General features: G+C 42.9%; 20 protein-coding genes and 1 pseudogene. 6 read left to right on the forward strand and 15 right to left on the reverse strand.

The features are described from left to right. Nucleotides 1-70: 70 nt before the first annotated feature. The 6 genes from G400_RS0107380 to G400_RS0107405 form a co-directional block, all read right to left on the reverse strand. Complete coding sequence (locus tag G400_RS0107380) at nt 71-1537, reverse strand: CotH kinase family protein (RefSeq protein WP_017260917.1); 1467 nt, start codon at nt 1535-1537, stop codon at nt 71-73. Between the two features lie 20 nt (nt 1538-1557). Next, entirely contained in the window at nt 1558-2130 is a 573-nt protein-coding gene (locus G400_RS0107385) for a TetR/AcrR family transcriptional regulator (protein ID WP_017260918.1), read from the reverse strand. Nucleotides 2131-2182: 52 nt separating this feature from the next. After that, nucleotides 2183-2857, reverse strand: coding sequence for a DUF4956 domain-containing protein (locus G400_RS0107390; RefSeq protein WP_017260919.1), 675 nt, complete (start codon nt 2855-2857; stop codon nt 2183-2185). Next, nucleotides 2839-3585, reverse strand: a complete 747-nt coding sequence (locus G400_RS0107395) for a polyphosphate polymerase domain-containing protein (protein ID WP_017260920.1) — start codon at nt 3583-3585, stop codon at nt 2839-2841. The genes G400_RS0107390 and G400_RS0107395 overlap by 19 nt, the downstream gene beginning before the upstream one ends. Nucleotides 3586-3944: 359 nt before the next feature. Beyond that, a complete protein-coding gene (locus G400_RS0107400) occupies nt 3945-6596 on the reverse strand; it encodes an ABC transporter permease (RefSeq protein ID WP_017260921.1) in 2652 nt (883 codons plus the stop codon). Between the two features lie 15 nt (nt 6597-6611). Continuing rightward, complete coding sequence (locus tag G400_RS0107405) at nt 6612-7313, reverse strand: ABC transporter ATP-binding protein (protein WP_017260922.1); 702 nt, start codon at nt 7311-7313, stop codon at nt 6612-6614. Between the two features lie 142 nt (nt 7314-7455). Between G400_RS0107405 and G400_RS15730 the strand changes: the two genes are divergently transcribed. After that, a complete protein-coding gene (locus tag G400_RS15730) occupies nt 7456-8070 on the forward strand; it encodes a TetR/AcrR family transcriptional regulator (RefSeq protein WP_017260923.1) in 615 nt (204 codons plus the stop codon). A gap of 25 nt (nt 8071-8095) precedes the next feature. On the opposite strand, the gene G400_RS0107415 is transcribed toward G400_RS15730, so the two are convergent. Continuing rightward, the gene (locus tag G400_RS0107415; RefSeq protein WP_017260924.1) at nt 8096-10006 is read right to left on the reverse strand and encodes an ABC transporter ATP-binding protein/permease; all 1911 of its coding nucleotides are present in this window, start codon (nt 10004-10006) and stop codon (nt 8096-8098) included. Nucleotides 10007-10351: 345 nt separating this feature from the next. Here G400_RS0107415 and G400_RS0107425 point away from each other — a divergent pair, with 345 nt between their 5' ends. Further along, nucleotides 10352-10939 (forward strand): TetR family transcriptional regulator, encoded by a 588-nt coding sequence (locus G400_RS0107425; protein ID WP_017260926.1) that lies wholly within the window; start codon nt 10352-10354, stop codon nt 10937-10939. Nucleotides 10940-10953: 14 nt separating this feature from the next. Here G400_RS0107425 and G400_RS0107430 read toward each other — a convergent pair whose 3' ends face one another. Continuing rightward, complete coding sequence (locus tag G400_RS0107430; RefSeq protein WP_017260927.1) at nt 10954-11721, reverse strand: flavodoxin family protein; 768 nt, start codon at nt 11719-11721, stop codon at nt 10954-10956. 275 nt (nt 11722-11996) lie between these two features. On the opposite strand from G400_RS0107430, the gene G400_RS14760 reads away from it, so the two are divergent. Then, on the forward strand, nt 11997-12437 hold the full coding sequence (locus G400_RS14760) for a VOC family protein (RefSeq protein ID WP_017260928.1): 441 nt from the start codon (nt 11997-11999) through the stop codon (nt 12435-12437). Nucleotides 12438-12518: 81 nt separating this feature from the next. Here G400_RS14760 and G400_RS0107440 read toward each other — a convergent pair whose 3' ends face one another. The 5 genes from G400_RS0107440 to G400_RS0107460 all read right to left on the reverse strand — a co-directional run bounded on the left by G400_RS0107440 (nt 12519) and on the right by G400_RS0107460 (nt 17658). After that, on the reverse strand, nt 12519-13484 hold the full coding sequence (locus tag G400_RS0107440) for an alpha/beta hydrolase (protein WP_017260929.1): 966 nt from the start codon (nt 13482-13484) through the stop codon (nt 12519-12521). A gap of 1 nt (nt 13485) precedes the next feature. Next, nucleotides 13486-13644 carry a hypothetical protein gene (locus tag G400_RS16290; RefSeq protein ID WP_017260930.1) on the reverse strand — a complete coding sequence of 53 codons (159 nt, stop codon included), beginning with the start codon at nt 13642-13644 and terminating at the stop codon, nt 13486-13488. A gap of 93 nt (nt 13645-13737) precedes the next feature. Continuing rightward, complete coding sequence (locus G400_RS15735; protein WP_017260931.1) at nt 13738-14277, reverse strand: helix-turn-helix domain-containing protein; 540 nt, start codon at nt 14275-14277, stop codon at nt 13738-13740. 189 nt (nt 14278-14466) lie between these two features. Beyond that, the gene (locus G400_RS0107455) at nt 14467-16239 is read right to left on the reverse strand and encodes an adenine deaminase C-terminal domain-containing protein (protein ID WP_017260932.1); all 1773 of its coding nucleotides are present in this window, start codon (nt 16237-16239) and stop codon (nt 14467-14469) included. A 63-nt stretch (nt 16240-16302) separates the two neighbouring features. After that, on the reverse strand, nt 16303-17658 hold the full coding sequence (locus G400_RS0107460; protein WP_042655268.1) for an NCS2 family permease: 1356 nt from the start codon (nt 17656-17658) through the stop codon (nt 16303-16305). 174 nt (nt 17659-17832) lie between these two features. Here G400_RS0107460 and G400_RS0107465 point away from each other — a divergent pair, with 174 nt between their 5' ends. Continuing rightward, nucleotides 17833-18843 (forward strand): adenosine deaminase, encoded by a 1011-nt coding sequence (locus G400_RS0107465; RefSeq protein WP_017260934.1) that lies wholly within the window; start codon nt 17833-17835, stop codon nt 18841-18843. Nucleotides 18844-18927: 84 nt separating this feature from the next. On the opposite strand, the gene G400_RS0107470 is transcribed toward G400_RS0107465, so the two are convergent. Beyond that, nucleotides 18928-19578 (reverse strand): NAD(P)H-binding protein, encoded by a 651-nt coding sequence (locus G400_RS0107470; RefSeq protein WP_017260935.1) that lies wholly within the window; start codon nt 19576-19578, stop codon nt 18928-18930. Nucleotides 19579-19614: 36 nt separating this feature from the next. After that, nucleotides 19615-20091, reverse strand: coding sequence for a flavodoxin (locus G400_RS14770; protein ID WP_017260936.1), 477 nt, complete (start codon nt 20089-20091; stop codon nt 19615-19617). Between the two features lie 104 nt (nt 20092-20195). Here G400_RS14770 and G400_RS16295 point away from each other — a divergent pair. Next, nucleotides 20196-20291, forward strand: a pseudogene (locus tag G400_RS16295) (TMEM175 family protein); the annotation flags it as partial. Between the two features lie 72 nt (nt 20292-20363). After that, a partial coding sequence (locus tag G400_RS0107485; RefSeq protein ID WP_027827217.1) for a hypothetical protein occupies nt 20364-20628 on the forward strand: 265 nt, incomplete at its 3' end.

The raw sequence follows: 20628 nt of genomic DNA on the forward strand, positions 1-20628 counted from the left end.
GCTGACAATAGTTGTTAATCAATCAGCACTTCAGTCAACAATAGTTTACACCTTATGCAGGCAGAGTTAGCTATGGGAGTTTGACATCACTACTATCGTCATTGCGGCTGTTTTCAGACTGAGCCTTCGCTGAACTAGCCTTTGCACGAGAACTTGCTTTTTCGGATTCAGTCGGTGTCGGGGCAACGTAATTGAAGTTCAGTCGCTTGACGTTACCTGTATAGTCGTTGAAAAGTGCGTCGCAGTCCTTAAATTGACGATTTACTGAATTGCGAATTTGCATCAAACTCGTGATCTTTTTAGATGGAATCCCAGGATTACGCTGGAAATTATCTTGATAATTAGGGTCACCAACTGTGGTCATGAATGTTGTGAATTCATCATTAACCTTAGTCGGTGTCAGTGTGGATTTGCGTAACTGACGCCAACGCGACTGAACGCGTTCAGGATAGGCTTGGACCACTTGTTGTAGCAGGCGATTGCCCTCTGCCGTTTTGAGGTCACCGTGATTCGGATAGTTATGAGAAACTGCTTCACCAGAAGGATAAATGTGGCGACCATTTTCGTACAGACCCCAAGTGGAATCGAGGTCGTACATGGTGGCGTGCCAGATTTGACCGTTATAAGTGAGCAGTTCAAGGTTGCGTCCAAGGCCGTCCTGATCGTGAATAAGGTTGGCAAACAAATACATATCAATGACGGAATTAACGTCTAAATATTCAGGAGCATGTTGTCTAAACGTTTGCGTGTCGCTGGTATTAACGAAGTGAACCAACCGTTCAAAGTCTTGTTTTTGCTGACGAGTTAACGAATCAGGCACATCAGGGGTCCAACCGGTCGCGTTGTAACGAACCTTGTCGGACCAAAACATGTCGGCTTTATCCCACTCATTACTGCTGATGGCGATGTTGGTAGGGTCATGTTTATCAAGCCCCCACAGCTTGGCATCTTTAGGCGTGTTAAGTGTATAGAGGCCCCAGCGGTCACCGTTAACTTTCATTTCAATAGGAAAGCCACTGATGGCACCGTTATTTTGTGAGTCAGCTAACTGTTTTGGAGCACCAGAACGGGTGGCAACCATGTCTGACCATAACTGTGAGTTAACGACGTTACGCGATTGCGTGGCATCAATATAGTTGGCCTTTAACACGTAGCTGCTGTGCTTTTTCCACCCCGGTGCTGCCCGCCACTTTAGTTTGTGTTTCAGTGACTTATCTTTATAAAACTTAATTTTCCAGTTTTTCTGCGGATAACGGCGCGAGCTTTGACCCTGCCACTTCATGGTGGCGTAGCCGTCTTCTTGAACACCCGTTTTACGGTCTTTAAACGAAAAACGGACGGTGGGGTTCTTATCGACTGTTTGTGAGACAGCACCCTTGATTTTGACACGTGGCAAACGCTCAACTTTTTGCCGTGAACCCAGCGGTAACTGACGCGTGGAATTAAAATGAAGCCACGTAAACGTACCCACCAGCAAGACTAGAATGAGGCCAACTAAACTGATGAGCGCCACGCGTGGGCGGCGTTTTTTAGACATGGTTCAAGACCCTCCGTGATTTATTTCGATCCATTGGGGATAACTTGAGTGACCATATCAATAAGATCACTCAGGTCTGCTTCTGCGTTAACACTTTGTGGGAAGAAACCGTTAAACGACAGTTTGGCGTATCCAAACAGGGTACTCAAAAAGAACCGCATCATTCGCTCACGTTCCTGCTCGTCAGTAACCATTGGTGTCAAAATATCGCGCAGAATATTTACGATTGCGCCAGCGGGTGCGTCTTCGAGTTTGAGTGGTGAACGAAAGCCGTGATGTTCCGTCGTTAACATTTCCTGGAAGGATGGGTGGTCCTGGGCAAACGAAAAGAGTGTGATGGCGAAAACCTTAAGTGCATCCTTGCCAGAAACAGGGACGAGCTTAGTGTAGAGCTCATGTTCGACGAGTTGACGACCGTAATCGGCAACGCCCGCCTTTAAATCATCCAGACTTGGAAAGTAATGGTATAACGTTTGCGGTTGCACACCCAAATGACGGGCCATGCCGCGTAGAGAGAGCTTTTGCAGACTGTCCTGTTCAGCAACGTGGTAGGCCTCCGTGACAATGTAGTCGCGTGATAGTGCTTTTTTCATAACTGTTCTCCTTGGTACTTCCTCTTGAAACAGTGATTCCTAACCTAAACGATTACAGTGAATTGTTGCTGGTGACGTCTGTCCGCATGGAAATTTCGAGATTTCCGTTGCGTTCCCGTAAGGCGTCGATAAAGGCTTTTTGTTGATCCGGTTTCTTAAGCACGAGTCGATATTGCAGTTCAAACAGACTCCCCAAATTAGTCGTTCGAACATTATCGAGGGTGACTTCTTTTGCATAACGGTCAAAGATAGCGTCGAATTCATGCTCGTAATCGAGATTTTCCGGCACGGTAATTTTCATTAACCGTTCGTTTTGATTGCTGGCACCAAAGTCGAGCATCGTATACAACAACATCGCTAAGCTGACGACGATGGTGAAAAAAGTTGCATAAAGCAGGTAACCACGGCCTGTTGCCAAACCAATCGTCATGGCAAAGAAGATGGTGACCATTTCCCGAGCATTACCCGGTGCCGATCGGAAACGAACCAGGCTGAAGGCCCCAGCCACAGTAATCCCGGCGCCCAGATTTCCGTGAACAATCATGATAATGGATTGGACTAGGATCGGCAGTAACGCAATCGAGAAAATAAAGTGTTTGGAATAGTGATTCCGGTACATATAAACAAAGGCGATTATAAGACCAAGTACCAACGTGACTAGCGTCGTGATGAAAATCTGTTCAAACGTCACGAGGTGGTGTTTGGGTCCTAAATAACTGATAAGCATTGTTGCCCTCCCTGAATGCCGTATTTATAGATCAGGCCGTATTTTGAAAATGGTTGTGGATAAAGTCTGAGGGAGGCGAATAATTGACTCCACTCAAAGGGCAGTGCACGTGGCAGTTTGATTTCCATGACAACCATGCCTGATGCCAGTAAAGGGATGCCCTGATTGTGGTTAATTAGATTGACATTACGAGAGCGCCAACGAATATTTTCATCAAACGTCAGTCGCAGACCGTCAGCCGTACTGTACGCTGTGCGCTCATAAATGACTGCTGTTTGCCGTGTTAACGTATGCGAGTGTGTGAAACGGTCAATTTCGCGTGCGTTCATATCATCGTTACGGCTGATGCTACCGCTGCGACTGGCAAGATATCGGTGAGCCTGATTATAAGGCAGGGTAACGCGCCGTTTGTAAGTGACACCATTGACTTTTTTCTTCAATTCCACAAAGGCCGGTTGATGATGATCAACAGGGTCGCCATAAGCACGCAAACGTAATTTCTCACGGTACTTACTGTTGTCGAGTTGACGACGGGCAAACATGTAATCTTCGGTATCGTAATACAGGGAAGAAATCGTCTGTTTACCATATTGATCCATGCGAATTTGATTGCCTAATTTTTTAAGTAATTGTTGATAGGTGGACTGATCCATGACATATTTTTGTTCATGGCGTTCAAACACCATTGGCACCGCACTTTTTTGTGGTGCCGCCAGGTTGGCGAGCATGTTAAGGCCTCCTTGAGTTGTGCCGTTGTCTAATTTTTTAAAGATAATTCAGGCTGTGATTTTAGTATGTAATCCGCCGATAAACGGACTTTTTTTGAGTAATTACTCATACAATCGATACAGTATATCATCGTTGTCGAACACTGTACACAAGAATGAGACACCTGTGCTAATTTGTCTTATCAATTTTAATTAATTGATGAGTTAACGTGAGAATGTATCCGCGGATTCAGCTGTGAATCGAAATAGGATAAAATACTTTGAGAAAAAGTTGTATTTGGTGATGAATCGTAAAAAACGACCAGTTGACAAAATGAATTCGTCGACTGGTCGTTCGATTAGTTAGTTAGAGATAATGTTTAATCGACGGACTTGAGTGCCCCCAACATGTCGACACGATTAATTTTACGTGCCATTAATCCCATAACAATAAGCGAGAATATGACGGTTAATAAAGTTGAAACACCAAGATTCGAGGCTAGGATGGAAGGTACACCCATGGCGGTTTCAGGCGGTAACGCGGCGATGATATAACGATGGAGCCAATCACCACCGAGAAAACCAAATAGGATTCCCGCAATCGTTAACAAGATTGTTTCACGATAGATGTACATGGTTGTTTCAAAAGGGTAGAATCCTAGCACTTTGATTGTAGCCAGTTCTCGAATGCGTTCGGACACGTTAATATTCGTTAACGTATATAGAACGACGAAGGCGAGGAGAGAGGCACAAATGATGATAACTAGGACGACATTGTTTAGTCCGCCAAGAATGCCTGAAATAATGCGTTTGTTCGTCAGTGATTGAACAACGCTGAGGCTGGCTGACTGTTTAGTGAGTTTACGTGACAAACGGTTCACATTTGCTGCATTGTGATGATGCAACTGAATCATTTCTGTATTCGCAGTCGCCGTCTTATTAAATACCTTTTTATAGTAAGTTGATGTCATATATAGCGAATGGCCAATGTACATTTCGGTGATGCCGCTAATTTTAACGCTGGTGCGATGACCCTGGGCATCTTTGATTGTGAGATGATCGCCCACTTTTTTATTGAACAGGTTGGCCAACTTTTCACTGATCACTACACCATTGTTATTGAGCGTAATCTTTTTTCCGGATTGGCGATTGCGTAAAGTGACGAATTTACTAAAGTGATTGGTTGACTTTGGCACAATCATGGTAATGCTTTGATTATCCAATGTCGCGCTATTTTTAGCGTACATGGATTGATAATGTACCAGCATCGATCGTTTGACAGACTTACTTTGCGTGACCGTCTGCTGATATTGATGAACGTTGTGATCGCTATCCTGACTGTTATAAACCCCTAAGGCATCGTAGTGAATAATCTGAGAGTACTGGATATGTTCCAAATCCTGCAGAGAATCACGAATACCAAATCCAGTAATTAGTAACATAACGCAACCAAAGACACCAAGAATCGTCATCAACATACGTTCTTTATAGCGGAAGAGATTTCTAAACGTTACCTTTTGTGAAAATGGCAAGCGACGCCATAACCATGTGATGCGCTCCAGCAAAATTCTGGAGCCGTTGGCAGGTGGTTTTGGTAGCATCAGTGTAGCTGGAATTTCTTTCAGCAGCTGATAACCTTTCCACAAGGCAGGCAGGGTCGTACATAATAGTGCGATCACGACGGAGATACTTAACCATAGCCAAGGAACATGAAGCTGGAGCGTACCGACATTAATTCCTGCGGTGTATGCTCTGAATATGATGTGGGGAAGCAAAATAATCCCTAGAATGGCACCAAGCGTGGAACCGACTACTGCGGCCGAAACACCGTAAACCGCAAATTCTTTCATAACATTTTGTTTACTGAAACCGAGTGCACGGAAGGTCCCCATTTCAATTCGTTTTTCCTCAGCCATTCGTCCCATTGTCGTCGTGCATACCAGTACTGCGATGGCAAAGAAGATAATTGGAAATGTGTTCGAGAGAATGCTGATCCGGTTAGCGCGTTCTCCATATTCGTTGTAGCCGGTGTTGTAATCATTCCGGCTTTGGATAGTGTACTTAAGACTGTTGATCTGTCTGAGCTGCTGTTTGGCTGACGAAAGTTTGGCAACCTTTTTAGCTAATAGCGCTTCTTGACGTTGAAGTTGTTGCTGAGCTTGTGATGTCGAGGCAGTGTCTTGAGTGGTTTGCTTCAAGGCAGCTTGTTGGGTTGATAATTGCTGTTGTAAGGTTTGGAGTTTTTGTGATTGTTGATTGATTTTCTCTTGGGCGCTGTTAGTTAACCGAGTACGCCGATTCCGAGCGTGATGATTCAACTCTTTTTGTAATTGGTTGACGTTACGATTCGTTTGTTTTTCGTACCGGTCTGAGTAGGCGGCTCCGTGAGTGTTATTAAACTTAATTCGTGCCACCTGATAGTTGTTTGTTGCAAATGCACTGTGGGCAACGACTGCAAAGCCAGTCAGTTGGCCGTTACCAACGTTAGCGTTACCGAGATCATTTTCCTTGATGTAGTTGGCGGAATTAACAAAGCCAACTACTTTAAACAAGCGGTGTTTTAATTGTGAACTCTTACGGTCGCTGTTTGCCGTTAGCGTAATCCACTGACCGATGTGATAACGGTTTTTTAGTTTGTTACTCAACGCGACCGTGTTATCAGCTGTGGGTAGATGACCACTTGTTAAGGAAACCGTGGACAACGTTTTCGGTAGTGCCATAACCCGTGTCACACGTTGTCCGTTGTCATTCAAACGCAGATCAACTTGTTGACCAAGGATAACCTTTTTAACATGTGGGAGTGTCCGCAAATATTTAGCATCCGACTGAGTCAGATTAGTGGTTGAGGTGACTTCTGCGTCAGCAAGGTGATGCTGTGAAAAGTAACGTTGTCCCGTTACTTTCATGTCTGGCCCCGTAGCTTTGAGACCTACAAGAATAAACACACCCAGCGTGATTAAAATTGTAATGGAAATAAAGCGGGCCATTGATAGTTTGAATTCGCGACGAATATTACGATTGAGCAATTTCATGATATCTTCGGCCTCCTACCATTCAATTTCACTAACTGGTGTGGGGTCAGTGTTACGCGTATCCTGCTTTACTTGACCGTCACCAATTTCGATTACGTGATCAGCCATTGGTTTGATTAGACCGTTGTGGGTGACGATGATGACATTTTTGTGGTTTTCATGGCAGAAATTTTGAAGTAATTGCAAAATGCTTTTCCCCGTTTTGTAATCAAGCGCACCCGTTGGTTCATCGCAAAGTAGTAAATCAGGGTTCTTCGCAATTGCCCGAGCAATCGCGACTCGTTGCTGTTCACCACCAGAAAGCTGTGCCGGGAAATTAGTCATTCTGTTGCCAAGCCCAACCTCACGCATAATATCTTCCGGATTCAATGCGTTGGGTGCGATTTCTGAAGCCAGCTCAACATTTTCGATTGCAGTTAAGTTAGGAACAAGGTTGTAAAATTGAAAGACAAAACCAATTTGATTTCGACGATAGGTTGTTAATTTTTTTGTGGAGTATTGGCTAATGTCGGTCCCATCGATAATGATGTTGCCCTTAGTATTAGTGTCCATCCCGCCAATAATGTTGAGTAAAGTTGATTTGCCCGCCCCGGATGCACCGACAATAACCGTAAGTTCTCCCGAACGAATAGCAAAACTGATATCATCGTTTGCGCGAACTTCAGTTTCACCACTGCCATAAATTTTTGAACTGTGTTGAACCTTAATCATGACCATAAATAAAACCCCTTTAATGAAAACGAAATGAACAACGTGTTGATTATCTTTTATTCGACGCTTATACTACTAGCATTCAAAGATGAATCAATCGTCAATTTAAGTGAAAATGTTCATTTCGTTTAAAGGAGTTAGACTAAAAATGAAAGATAATGTCAAAATCGCCCGTACAGAGGCAACAATTAAAGCGACCGTAATTGAATTAATTAAGCAGAAATCATTAGCTAAATTATCAATTTCGGATATTACGCGGGGCGCAAAGATTAATAGAGGCACATTTTATTTACACTATGTGGATAAAAATGACCTGATTGACCATTATGAGGAAACGTTAATTGACCACTTGAAGATTATCTTTGATGGTTATAAGCCGTTGATGCCACGACCATTATCAGAAATTAAAGTCATGATCACTACGGCATTAACCTACATTGATTCTGAACGACCATTATTCAATGCTCTGATGAGTGACCAAGGGGATATTACGTTTACCAATCAGCTTAAACGGATGTTTTTATGGTATGTTGAGGACAGTCTTGAACATGTTAAAACAAAGTATTCGCACCCGATAATTCCAGAAAAGTACGCCAAGGAACTTGTTCTTGACAGTGTCGTCGGTATCGTAACGGTTTGGGTCATGGATTCACATCCTGATTCGATTGAGAAAGTTGCCGACATTCTCACTAATTCGCGATTTATGGCACCGGTAAATTTAGCGGGCGTAACGCAATCTCTTTCTAAAATTAAAGATTCCTAATTCTTTAAAACGGAGAGTAGGGAGATTATTCATAAGATAACGCTTCGACAGGATCGAGTTTGGCGGCTTTATGAGCGGGTGCCCATGCCGCAATTAGGCTAATGACGATGCCAGTGGCGAGTGCGAATAGGGCAAACGCTGGCGCGACTTGCATGATTGGGTAGTGGATGAAGCTGTGTGCCGCACTATTTATCGAAATCGACAAACCTTTGGCCAGAAGTAAACCAAGAAGACTGTACACGATACCTAGAATTAGTGCTTCTGAAACAAATAGTGATCGTATATCAGCTTTTTGTACACCAAGTGCGCGTAAAATACCGATTTCTTTAGTACGGGTGCCAACGCTGATATAAAGAACGACAATGATCATAATAGCCGAAACCAATAATGAAATGGCCGCAATTCCAGCTAGAACATAAGATGCGAGGCATACATACCGATCAATGGTATCGATATACGCATCAACACCGGTTAGATTGTAATGAAGCTTTTTGATCTTACTTTGGAGAGGCTTAACATGACTTAGACGGTCTGTGGTAACAGCTAAGAAAGTTGGTTGCAACTTGATACGCTGTGCTTTTGCCATGTTATCAATGGTTGCCCAGCTGACGACAGCAGTATTACTGGATTTTGTGAATCCTACAACCTTCATGTTGTGTGAAAGAACAACTGGTTTTTGTTGGGTGTCCACCGCGTTTACATAAATAGTCACTTGGTGATTAAGTAATTGTTGATAATGATGGCGATTATATTTCTTTGCGACATCACGGCTTAAGATAATTTCGTTATTACCCGTTGGATTGTGACCACTGATAAGATTTTTACTGAGGAAAGTTTTATTGTATGTTTGAGAGTATGAAGTCGTCACTTGTTGCCCATGATACTGAATCTGGACACTAGGCATAAAGTATCCTTTTTCAACGTGGGTGACATGGGGGAGATTGCTCAAAGTTTTCATGTCGTGAGCCGTCATTTGTACAGCTGCAGAATTACCGTTTTTTACTTTATGGGTTACTTCAACGGTGGTGGGGTTGAGGTTGCCACTAATTTCGTGATGCATGTAACCACTGACGCCACGGCCGAGAGCTAACATCACAACAACACTGAAGATACCGATTGCACCACCAAACGTGATCAGCAGATTGGTGCCAAGGTTCCGCTGCATATGTTTGAGCGCCATTAGAAAAGTTGCCCGTATACCCAAACGATGTGTGGCAAGCTTTTCGGTTTTTTGCTTGAGAGAATTAATAGGCTTTAACTGGGTATCGTGCACAAGTTGTCCATTTTCTAGGTGTAAAACACGGGTACCGTGATCAGCAACGATTTGTGAGTGGGTGACTGCAATGACGAGCTTGCCAGAGGCAGAAATTTGGTCCAGTAAATGTAAAATGTCTTGTGTGTTTTGTTCATCAAGTGCACCAGTAGGTTCATCTGCAATAATGATTTCTGGGTCACTTGCCAGAGCGCGAGCAATTGCGACACGCTGTTTTTGCCCGCCAGACAGCTGGTTTGGATAGACTTTGGCGCGATCATGTAAGCCAACCTGGGTGAGTAAATGTTCGGCACGTGCGTGTTGTTGTTTACGGGATAGATTTGTCATTTCGAGGCTAACTAGGACATTCTCTAGTACCGTTAAATGACTGATTAAATTAAAAGATTGGAAGATAAAGCCAATGTTTTCGCGCCGATATCGATCCCGCTGGTGTTCTGACATGGCGCGTAACGATTGATGATTTACTTGGACATCCCCTGAAAAATGGCTGTCCAATCCGGCAATAATATTCATAAGGGTCGATTTACCGCCACCAGATTCTCCGACTATTGAGACAAACTCTCCGGTATCAAACGAGGCTGTGATGTCTTTTAAAACAGGCAATGTTTGTCCATCAACAGTTGAATAAGATTTCTTAATGTGCGTAATTGATAAAAGTGACATGGGTATTCTCCTTTAAACTAACGGTGTTAGATTAATGACAAAAAAATTAGTGTTCATCATATTTCTTTGGGCTAGTGGTGCGCGTGCCAATGTCCATTCCTTTGAGAATGATTGCCGTTAAGCAGACACCGACAGTGACAACAATTGTGGATAATAAAATGTACATAAGGATGACCTCCATTTGTGATATTTAAAACAGTCTAACAGCGTTAGACGATAATATGAATTCTAACACCGTTAGAATGTTTGTCAAGCGAGAATTTGAATATTTATGTCGCAACTGTCCTAATTGATTGGTCCATGTTATATTTGAAGAACTAACAATGTTAGGTTTGGAGGACAATGATGAAATTAGATAGACCAACCATTCAACAGGCGACGATAGAGCTTTTAAATGAAGATGGATTAGATGCTTTATCCATGCGAACACTGGCGAAAAAATTGGACGTTAAGGCTGCGTCATTGTATTTTCACATAAAAAATAAAAATGACTTGATGGTGCTCATCTCAGAGCTCGTTTCAGAGCGGGTTTACGAACGTCTTCAAAAAATCGATGACGCTGACTTTTATGTACTTGCACATATCATGCGTGAAGAGCTGAAACGAATTCAGGATTCGCCACGGATTTTCGAAATCACTTTTCCATTTACACCGTTCCGGTCTCGATTAATTGAACTTGCCCTCAGCCAATTTCGTGACATGGGTGTCGATGAGAGCCACCTGACGATGGTCGGGAATATGGGTAATAACTTTGTCTTGTCATACGTTTCTGATGAACAATATTTTGCGCGGGTTCCCGATCAAAAAATGCCTGCTAATCTTCCTGAACAATTACTGTCACCGATTGATATGGCGAACCCAGATGACGCGTTTGATTACGGGCTCGATATCTTTATGGCAGGCGTTGATGTGAAAGTTAAGCAGGCAAAGTAGGTCTGATAATGGGATTATCGGCGACGATGAACGAGAAAAGTCACTGTATGTAAGATAACGGCCAATAATATGAAGAATATCACGACAAACGTCACCCAATTGATCCAGAAGTTGGTTTGCGTCAGGACACCGCTGAGAGCGCGCTGAATGCCCATCGTAATTAAGGACATCACGGCAATCATACAGAAAAGTTCAACGTAACGTTTCATTGTATTATCATCTCGTTTCGATTTTTGTGGGAGCTTAGCGCCCCATTTGCGGCAAAGTTGCAGTTTGCTTTCTGGAATGTGGTCACCGTTTTTAAACGTGTTAGGGCAGACGATTTCGTGAATCTTAATCACGCCAGCAGCTGTCATGACGCGATCGATTTGTTTGAATGTTTCGTCTGTAATGCCCGTGAAGAAGTTGTTAATGGGACTAATGTAACAGTCTGTAATGGACAGATAATGTTTGTTCTTAAAACGGTCGGGATGTGCATCACCAACGTGATCGATGCGCACTAAACGCCAACGTAAACAGTCCAAAAAGTTTTTCGTCACACCGGATAGACCGCCCCAAAAGGTTGGCGCGGCAAACACCCAGACGTCACTGGCCAATAGCTTTTCGGTGAGCTCGTCTAAAACAGGATTTGGCTGGCCCTTAATATCTGGGTGAATATCATAGTCCTCCAAATAAATTGTTTCCGTTTCAGTAGAATCGGGTACCGCGGCCAAAGTTGTGGCGAGCAACTTGGCGGTCACACCATGCTGTCTATGTGCGCCCAAGATACCAAGTACTTTCATCAAATCGTCTCCTAAGTTTCGTGACTTAAAAGCTATTTAAAAGTGGTATGAATCGCTGTTATCACTTGATAAATCAACGTTTATAATGGTTTATATATATTCACTTTAGCATACTTATTTAATGTTGTTGACCTTGGTGTGTAACATAAATAATCGTTTTGTCAAATTGACAGCGGCGGAATTGTTCACTATACTGTCCTTACATTTGAAATGGGGGACCGATTATCGCATCTTCACTACATCCATATATCCACTTCCCCAACGCTAAAGAAGCGATGGCCTATTACCATGAAGTTTTTGGCGCAGACCATCTATTCCGCATTCCGGTAACAAAGAACGCAGCGCGGGATTTAGATTTAATTGATACTGATTTAAATAACTCAACGATGCATGGTGGCTTTGAAGTCATGGGCTCAGAAATCTTATGTGCTGACGACTTCATGAACCAGCCACAACATGCGACAAACATTGCGATTTTACTGGAATTTAACGCAGATGATAACGCGGACGTTGTTAAGGCTCAAAAATTCTTCGAACACGTGGCCAACTCTGGTCGAGTACGTGTGACGGAACCATATACGAACGCTTATTTTGGCGGCAAACGCGGCGAGTTCACCGATGAATATGGTGTGAACTGGATTGTTAATTGTCGTCCGCATGACTGGGTTCAAAACGCGCCCGTTATTGATGAAGCGCCAATGAATGAACCAGCGTAATAAATTAAATCGTCATTAAACGAGTAAACCTCGTGCAACGCTGTTCGAAACGACAGTCATTGCACGAGGTTTACTCGTTTTCTATTCAGGTTGTTTTTGAAAAAAGTGGGTTGTGGCGTATTGCAGTGTTTCAGTTAAGAAATGAACCGCTTCTTGGGCTGCTGCTGAGTTTGGACAAATCATATCAAAACCGTGGAAGCAGCCTTTCATGACCTTACTAAAGGTTGGGACACCGCTATCCTTAAGTTTCTGCATGTACTGCATTGTCTCATCATAAAATGGTTCAACATCGCCGATGAACGTGCACGTAGCTGGCAGACCGTGGAAATCAGTTGCCCGACTGGGTGCAGCATAGATTGGGACTTCATTTGGCGAAAACTGATTGGCCAAGTACATCTGCCATGCCAGCTTGTTAGACAATGTATTCCAAACGGGCGCATCGTTGTTTTGCGACGATTCCGTCAACATGCGGTCATCCAGCATGGGGTACAGCGGCACTTGAAAGGCGATACCAACATCACCATGATCGCGGTTATACAATGTCAATGCAGCAGTCAGGCCACCACCGGCGCTGGCCCCAGCGACCATAATTTGATCGTCACGCATACTATACTCAGCACCGTGCTGTTGAAGCCATTTTAAGGCAAGGTAGGCATCATTTAGAGCAGCCGGATAAGGTGCCTCACTTGCTAAGCGATAATCCGGTGCAACAACGACTGCGTTTGTAGCATTGATAAACCGTTGAATGGCAAACGCCTCTGTTTCGGGCCGCTCCATAACGTAACCACCGCCATGCAAATAGAGGATGCCGGGCACATTGTGTGGTCGGTTCAACGATGTATACACACAGAGTCGTAGTTGGCTACCATCTGGACGATCGATAAAGTGTTGTTCATAATTGAGTGATTTGCGACCAATGCCGCGTTGTGCACCTGCAAGGGCATTGATAACGTGGATTTTAGTCGGCGTCAAATAAGGCACAGCTCGACGGGCAATGCGGCCAAATCGCTGTAATTCAGGTCGAATCATATCGTCTGAAACGTGCATGTTACTCGCCATCCTTTGTTTGCGAGTTTGACAATCCGTTTCGTCTGTCAGTCTCGGCTTGTTGTTGCCGGAATGCTTCAAGCCGTTGGTGCGCTAAGTTCATTTGAAAGACCAATAAAACGTTAAAACCTAAACTGAGGATGAATAGCAACTTTTTCATAAGCACGCGTCTCCTTCGTTTGATAACGATTACGATGTTAGTTTCAATTACGGTAATTATAGACCAGATTATCAAATGAAGGTTCAGCGAAACTTAAATGATATCTGTTAAATATGGTAATTGAAAAAAGGTGGCCAGAATCCGCAAAGTAAATACGCAGAGTACACCTGCTAGAGCTAGAACAAGTGCTATTTTCATTCCACGACTAGGCTGTTTACGAATGTTGATGAGCATGTACAGGAGCGCACCAACCGGTACGATTAGGCTGAACAAAATCGGCACATACACTAGAATTGGGTGAACGGTGCCTGGGACTAGCTGGACAAGTGTGAAAGCAATCGTTAACGCAAACACAATGGTCAGGACAAGCGTTGCTAACACGATTTTTAATATTGTGAACACTTTAGAATCATGCGAAATTTTTGTCATCATAGTGGTATCTCCCTTAATTAAATCGTCCAAAGACAAATCGAAAAGCGTACTTAACCGAATTAGATTTTCGATATCCGGCAACGTTTTGCCAGTTTCCCATTTCGAAATGGATTGACGTGAAATATGAAGCTCATCGGCAACGGCCTGCTGTGATAAATTGGCTCGTTGGCGAGCAGCTTTTAATGCAGTGGCTAATTCCATAAGTCGCTCCTTTCTTAATGAGCAAAGTGTCGCATGATTTGGTGAAACTGGGTAGCACCTAATGGGCGCATGTCGATAACAGAGGGGATTTCATGGTTAAATTATTATCACATAAGTTAGCTCATAAAGAAAAAGGAATGAAATCGGTTAAAAGATTTCATTCCTTTTCAATGTATTTTATCAGGATAATTAATGGCCAACGACTGGGTCAAAATAAGTTAATTTTGTGTAGTCGACGTTCCCACCGTCTGTAATTGCCAAGTCGGGAATTGCCGTAATCGGTAAGAAGGATAAATAGAATAGCGGATCCGGTAACTGGCAGCCAAGTAAAATTGATTTCTGTTTGAGTTCATTTTCCTTGGTAGCTAATTCGACAGGTGTTAGGTCAGTTGTAATGCCAGCAATTGGCAATTTCAGCAGTGATAAAACCTTACCATCCATAACAACTACTTGACCGCCACCACATTTTAGCAATGTATTTGTGGCTAACGCCATATCTGCTGTATTAACGCCTGCCACAACCATATTATTATCGTCAGGAGCACTTGTTGTCGCAATCGCACCATGCTTGATTGACCAACCTGAAATGAAACCGTGAGCGTGATTTTGGTTAATACCATAGCGTTCAATGACAGATACGGAAACAGCATCTTTTTCTATGCTTGGCAAAATGATGCCATTATGAGCCGTCAATTCGATATCTTTTTGTTTTCTGACAAATGGGCCAACGCTGTGAATTGTACGGACTGTGACGGGTCCATCCGAAATGTCAGCATGATAATCAAATTCACTGGCGGTCATTTCAACATGTTTGACAGTGTTTAGAATCTTTTGGGTGCGCACTGGTGGAACAAATGGTAAGACGGTTTTCTGAGTGTCATAAACGAGTTGCCCTTTGCTAATGACAGTTTCAATATTAAATTGGCTGGGTTGATCAACTAAAAGAATATCTGCATCTTTGCCAGGGGCGATTGAACCAACCTGATTATCAATGTGGTAGGCTTCTGCACCATTTAACGTGGCCATTTGAATTGCCGTCATTGGGGATACACCGGCTTTAATGGCTAACCGAACCATGTGGTCTAGATGACCATGATTCAAAATATCGCTAGCATTAACATCGTCCGTACAAAAACTGGTATGACGTGCAACGCCGGCTGCACCTTCTGTAATCGCCCGAATATTTTCAGCGAGGAATTTAGTTACGGAAGATTCTCTAATAACAACATGAACACCCTTCCGAGCCTTTTCCAAAAATTCTGCGTGGCTATAGCTTTCGTGATCAATGGTGACACCGCTCATAAGAAATTGGTTTAGCTCTTTACCACGGGCCATTGGCGAGCATCCAAAAATTGGTTTGTGATATTGTTGTGCCGAACTGATTGCTTGAAGTGTATCAGAATCCTTTATTTGCACGGCCTCACGAACGGTTTCCCAGACTCCGTAGCATTGATCCAATGCCTGATATTCTTCATGATCAGCGGCTGATACGTTATAGGCGATGGTGGATTTGGGAATGGTATAAGGCGTTTTGTAAGGTAGTCCCCAAAATAGTTTTAGCGGTAACGGTTTAATTTCATTGAAGATTTCCTGCAGGTCATTAAGTCCTAGTACGGAAATATACTCATCCAAACCTGAAACAATGCTAGTAGTGCCATGAGGGACAACCGCTTCCGCGAAACGAGTCATGCTGAGTTTGCTACATTCCACATGAATATGACCGTCAATCAAACCTGGTACCAGATACTTACCGGTTGCATCGATGTGTTTCGTATTCTCATCAATGTAATCAGAAATATCTGTATCTACGGCGACAATGCGTTCTTTATAGATAGCGACATCAGTTTGGTAGTATTCGCCAGTATTGACGTTGACCAAGGTGCCATGTTCAATAACCATGCTAGCAGGTGTCTTAGCTACGCCGGCATCAATATACTCGCTTAATTCTTTAACAGTAGTCACTTTAGATTACCTTCACTTTCTTTGTTTAGAATCGTGAGTTTCAAAAGTCTGTTCAAATTCTGTTTAGGACTTTGGCATTAAATTGAGGACATACAGTAATATGACGAAAATAAATAATAATGCCCACATGATGCCGTTCACTTCTTTTCGTTTGCCAGCAACAGTCATCATGATTGGATAAGTTAAAAAACCAAACGCGATTCCGTAAGAAATATTGTAAGTAAGTGGCATCCCAATAACGACTAAGAAAGCAGGCAGTGCAATTTCAAACCGTTGCCACTGAATGTCCCGTAATGCTGAGACCATTAAAACACCGACAATAATTAATGCAGGTGCGGTTACTTGACTGGTGACAACAGTCAGCAGTGGTGAAAACAACATACTCAATACGAATAATAATCCGGTCGTTAAAGCTGTTAATCCGGTTCGACCACCGACAGCGATACCAGCCGATGATTCAACGTAGGCAGAGGTCGGCGTTGTGCCCATTACAGATCCTGCCAGCATGGAGAGTGAATCAGCCATAAGTGCGCGGCCAATTCGCGGCATTTTATTGTCTTTCATAATGCCAGCCTGTTGTGCGAGACCGATTAAAGTGCCTGCCGTATCAAAGAATGCGACGAGCAGGAAAATTAGAACGACGGCCCACATTTGTGGATCAACTAGGGATGGAAAATGTTTGAGGCCAGCACCAAATGTGGGCCCGAGACTTGGTGCCAAAGAGATGATTTTGGAAGGGGCCTTGATTAGTCCGGTTATTAGACCAACGACAGTAGTTGATACTAGACCGATGAAGATGGCTCCGGGAATTTTGCGTGCCATCAACATACCAATAACGAGAATACCGAAAATTGTGAGCCATGTTGTCGGTACGTTGAGTGCGCCAATGGCTACGAGTGAGGATTTATTTGCCACTACGAGACCGCCGCCTTGTAGACCAACGAAGGCAATAAAAATACCAATCCCTGCGGCCATTGCTAACTTTAGGTCACGGGGAATGGCATCAATAACAATTTCACGAATTTTCAGAAACGACAGGATGGTAAATAAAATGGCGGCGACTACGACACCGGTCATTGCTTTTTCCCAAGAAATACCCATTCCGAGAACAACAGAATAGGTGAAAAATGCATTATCGCCTAGTCCAGGTGCAATAGCAATTGGATAGTTCGCTAAAAAGGCCATTAGTAAACAGCCAATAATAGCAGATAAGGCAGTTGCAGTGAAAACGGCTCCTTTATTCATTCCAGAAGCACCGAGAATAGTTGGGTTAACAAACAGAATATAGGCCATTGATACAAAAGTCGTAAGACCTGCCAATAACTCACGCCGAATTGTTGTACCTTGCTCCGAAAGATGGAATGTACGCTCTAGAAATGTCGATTCAACGAGACTGTGCTGATTGCTTAATCCTAGCAGGGCGATATACTCCTTCAAATTGTTTTAATGTATTTTGAATGTGACAAAAGTATTCCATACATCACAAACTAAATCAATATCATATTTCGTGTTTTGCTGTATTTACACATTCAAAAAATGTGATATGATGTTTTTAACCGTAATACACGAACAATATTAGGAGGATTTCAAGCGATGCCAATTACCCGTGAATTTACTAGTGGTTTACCCAAAGCGGAACTACATGTACATATTGAAGGAACACTGGAACCAGATTTGAAGTTGAAATTGGCACAAAGAAATCATATCGATATCGGTCAACAGAACGTCGAAGAAGTTCAAAAGACATATGATTACGATGACTTGGCCTCGTTTTTGGCCGTGTATTATCCAGCAATGGATGTTTTACAAAAAGAACAGGACTTCTATGACTTAGCTTTTGCATACTTGCAACGAGCCGCTGCTAATAACGTTCGGCATGTGGAAATGTTCTTCGACCCACAGGCGCATACAAGTCGTGGGATTGCGTTTGAAACAGTGCTTCACGGACTGCATCGCGCAATCGTTGATGCTCGGGCACTGAATATTGATGCAGCACTGATCATGTGTTTCCTGCGTGACTTTACTAGTGAATCTGCTCGACAGACTTTGATTGAAGCATTGCCGTACAAGGATCAGTTGGTGGGTGTCGGATTGGATTCTGACGAACACAACAATCCACCTCTTAAGTTTGCACGTCAGTTCGCTGATGCGGCTGCTGCTGGTCTACATTTAACTGCTCACGCGGATATTGACCAAAAGGATTCTATCGAGCATATTCGACAGGCATTAGAGATTATTGGTGTTGAGCGATTAGATCACGGGACAAATATTGTTGAAGATCCTGACCTCGTAGATTTTGTTAGTAAAAATCAGATTGGGCTTACTTCTTGTCCACTGTCCAATGCCTTTATTTCCCCTGAAATGAAGGGTAAAGAAGTACTCGAGTTACTGGCAAAGGGCGTCAAAGTTTCAATTCACTCAGATGATCCTGCTTATTTTGGTGGATATATTGCCGATAACTATTATGCAATTGCCAGCAAATTTGATTTAACGAAGGAACAGGTCGTTCAATTGGCAAAGAATTCGTTTGAAAGCTCATGGATTAGCAAGGAACAAAAGGCACTTTACCTGAAAGAATTGGATGAGTATGTAGCAACGCATTAATATATAGAGTGTGAATACAAAAATACGGATTGGGTAGCCTCGTTTTGAGAGCTAACCAATCCGTATTTTCATTTGCTGTTTATTTTAGTAAACGGGCCGATTTTCACCTTGAGTGGCTGGATCAGCAATTCCAATGCTGTCATTTGCTGCAAAGGTGGGATCGGCAACAATTTTCAACACGACATCAGCGATGCTTTGGCGCGAGCCAGAAACACCGACATAAGGTTCATGACGCGTTGTAATGTGATAATTAACCTCATCGCGGTCGTTTAGCCAAGGCAAACGAAGCGTTGTGTAAATAATACCTGATTCTGATAGCAGTTTGTCAGCGTTAATGGCTGCGGCTAAACCGCCGGCAACCATTTGTTGATTCCACTGGCCAAACTCACCGGGAACTTCGTTGTACAGGCCTAATAGACTGGTCGAAATAATTCGTTTCGTGCCCGTTTCTTTGGCAGCAGCGATAATGTTCTTTGTGGGTCGATTGGTTTTATCGTGGTCAACAACGGCAGAGAACACCATGTCCTGATTAGCCATGGCGCTTTTCACTTCATCAGTATCATCAAGATTAACTTCAATTAGCCGAACTCGCGGATTATTTGATAAAGTGTTTAAACGACTGACATTGCGCAAGCCAAGTGTCAGATTGATATCTTTAAAGGTTGGCTCAGTCAAAATACGATGCTCAATGATTCTGGCAATCTGTCCATTTGCGGCCAAAATTAATAAGTTCATTGTCTTACCTCCGTTTGAAAGAACGATTAGTGTTAATTAAAGTAATTCGTGTTGTTTTAGATAGTCTCTAAGTGCCTTGTCATTTGTGTAGCGAATACCATCAACGACGGTGATGCCACTAAAGGATGCAGCCATTTTTTGCAAATATGGCATTGAGTCGGTGATAGGCGTACTCATGCTTGTAGTAAAGGGAATGATAGTTTTATTTTTAAAATCCAACTGATCAAATAAAGAATGGATAATCATTGGTGGTTGTTGCCACCATGTTGGAAAGCCGATAAAAATGTTCTTAAAAGATGTAATATCTGGAAGAGTAGTTAAATCTAGTTGGGGATGGATTTGAGCATCCAGTTCATGTTTGCCAACTTCAACAACGGCATCGTACCCTTGGGGATACGGTGGTGTTGACTGGACGGCGAATGCTTTCGCACCGGTCAACTGCGCAATATTGTTTGCCGCTTGACGGGTGGTACCGGAACTAGTGAAATAGAGAATAATGGATTGTTGATTCATAATATAGTTTGAGTTTCCTTTCTAGCAAACGGTTTTGCTGGTCATTTACAAACGCACAATACACCTTAAAGTACAGTTTAAGGCAACCCATGTAGGAGGTATTTATGGATAAAGATAGATTGGCTGCATTTACGGACGCGGTTCTTGCAATTGTGATGACCATTCTAGTACTGGAATTAAAAAAGCCAGCAAGTGTGACACCTTGTTATTGTCCCCTTAGAGTAGACAGACGAAATAATAAATCGTCTATCTATTTCTAAGGGGATTTTTGTATGGAAAAACAAGGACGTTCGTATAGTCTTGAACAAAAGCTAGACACTCTTTATCAGTTCAAACACTCAGGCAAAAGCATGAGGGCGTTCACCAAGGACTTTGGAATCGCATTTGTAACACTTAAAAAGTGGCTTGGCCTTGAACAATTAGAAGATTTTAAAGCGCTTGAACCAAGTCATGAATGGAAACGGTATTCGCAAGATACAAAGAATGCCGCAGTTCATGATCGCTTAGTCAATGGACTGTCTCAACTAGATATCGTTA

Origin of the sequence: Furfurilactobacillus rossiae DSM 15814, assembly GCF_000428925.1 — a bacterium.
Classification (GTDB): Bacteria; Bacillota; Bacilli; order Lactobacillales; family Lactobacillaceae; genus Furfurilactobacillus; species Furfurilactobacillus rossiae.

Coding starts and splice junctions, on each gene's coding strand:
- G400_RS0107380 (WP_017260917.1), bottom strand. CDS start 1,537: ATGTCTAAAAAACGCCGCCCACGCGTGGCGCTCATCAGTTTAGTTGGC.
- G400_RS0107385 (WP_017260918.1), bottom strand. CDS start 2,130: ATGAAAAAAGCACTATCACGCGACTACATTGTCACGGAGGCCTACCAC.
- G400_RS0107390 (WP_017260919.1), bottom strand. CDS start 2,857: ATGCTTATCAGTTATTTAGGACCCAAACACCACCTCGTGACGTTTGAA.
- G400_RS0107395 (WP_017260920.1), bottom strand. CDS start 3,585: ATGCTCGCCAACCTGGCGGCACCACAAAAAAGTGCGGTGCCAATGGTG.
- G400_RS0107400 (WP_017260921.1), bottom strand. CDS start 6,596: ATGAAATTGCTCAATCGTAATATTCGTCGCGAATTCAAACTATCAATG.
- G400_RS0107405 (WP_017260922.1), bottom strand. CDS start 7,313: ATGGTCATGATTAAGGTTCAACACAGTTCAAAAATTTATGGCAGTGGT.
- G400_RS15730 (WP_017260923.1), top strand. CDS start 7,456: ATGAAAGATAATGTCAAAATCGCCCGTACAGAGGCAACAATTAAAGCG.
- G400_RS0107415 (WP_017260924.1), bottom strand. CDS start 10,006: ATGTCACTTTTATCAATTACGCACATTAAGAAATCTTATTCAACTGTT.
- G400_RS0107425 (WP_017260926.1), top strand. CDS start 10,352: ATGAAATTAGATAGACCAACCATTCAACAGGCGACGATAGAGCTTTTA.
- G400_RS0107430 (WP_017260927.1), bottom strand. CDS start 11,721: ATGAAAGTACTTGGTATCTTGGGCGCACATAGACAGCATGGTGTGACC.
- G400_RS14760 (WP_017260928.1), top strand. CDS start 11,997: ATGGCCTATTACCATGAAGTTTTTGGCGCAGACCATCTATTCCGCATT.
- G400_RS0107440 (WP_017260929.1), bottom strand. CDS start 13,484: ATGCACGTTTCAGACGATATGATTCGACCTGAATTACAGCGATTTGGC.
- G400_RS16290 (WP_017260930.1), bottom strand. CDS start 13,644: ATGAAAAAGTTGCTATTCATCCTCAGTTTAGGTTTTAACGTTTTATTG.
- G400_RS15735 (WP_017260931.1), bottom strand. CDS start 14,277: ATGGAATTAGCCACTGCATTAAAAGCTGCTCGCCAACGAGCCAATTTA.
- G400_RS0107465 (WP_017260934.1), top strand. CDS start 17,833: ATGCCAATTACCCGTGAATTTACTAGTGGTTTACCCAAAGCGGAACTA.
- G400_RS0107470 (WP_017260935.1), bottom strand. CDS start 19,578: ATGAACTTATTAATTTTGGCCGCAAATGGACAGATTGCCAGAATCATT.
- G400_RS14770 (WP_017260936.1), bottom strand. CDS start 20,091: ATGAATCAACAATCCATTATTCTCTATTTCACTAGTTCCGGTACCACC.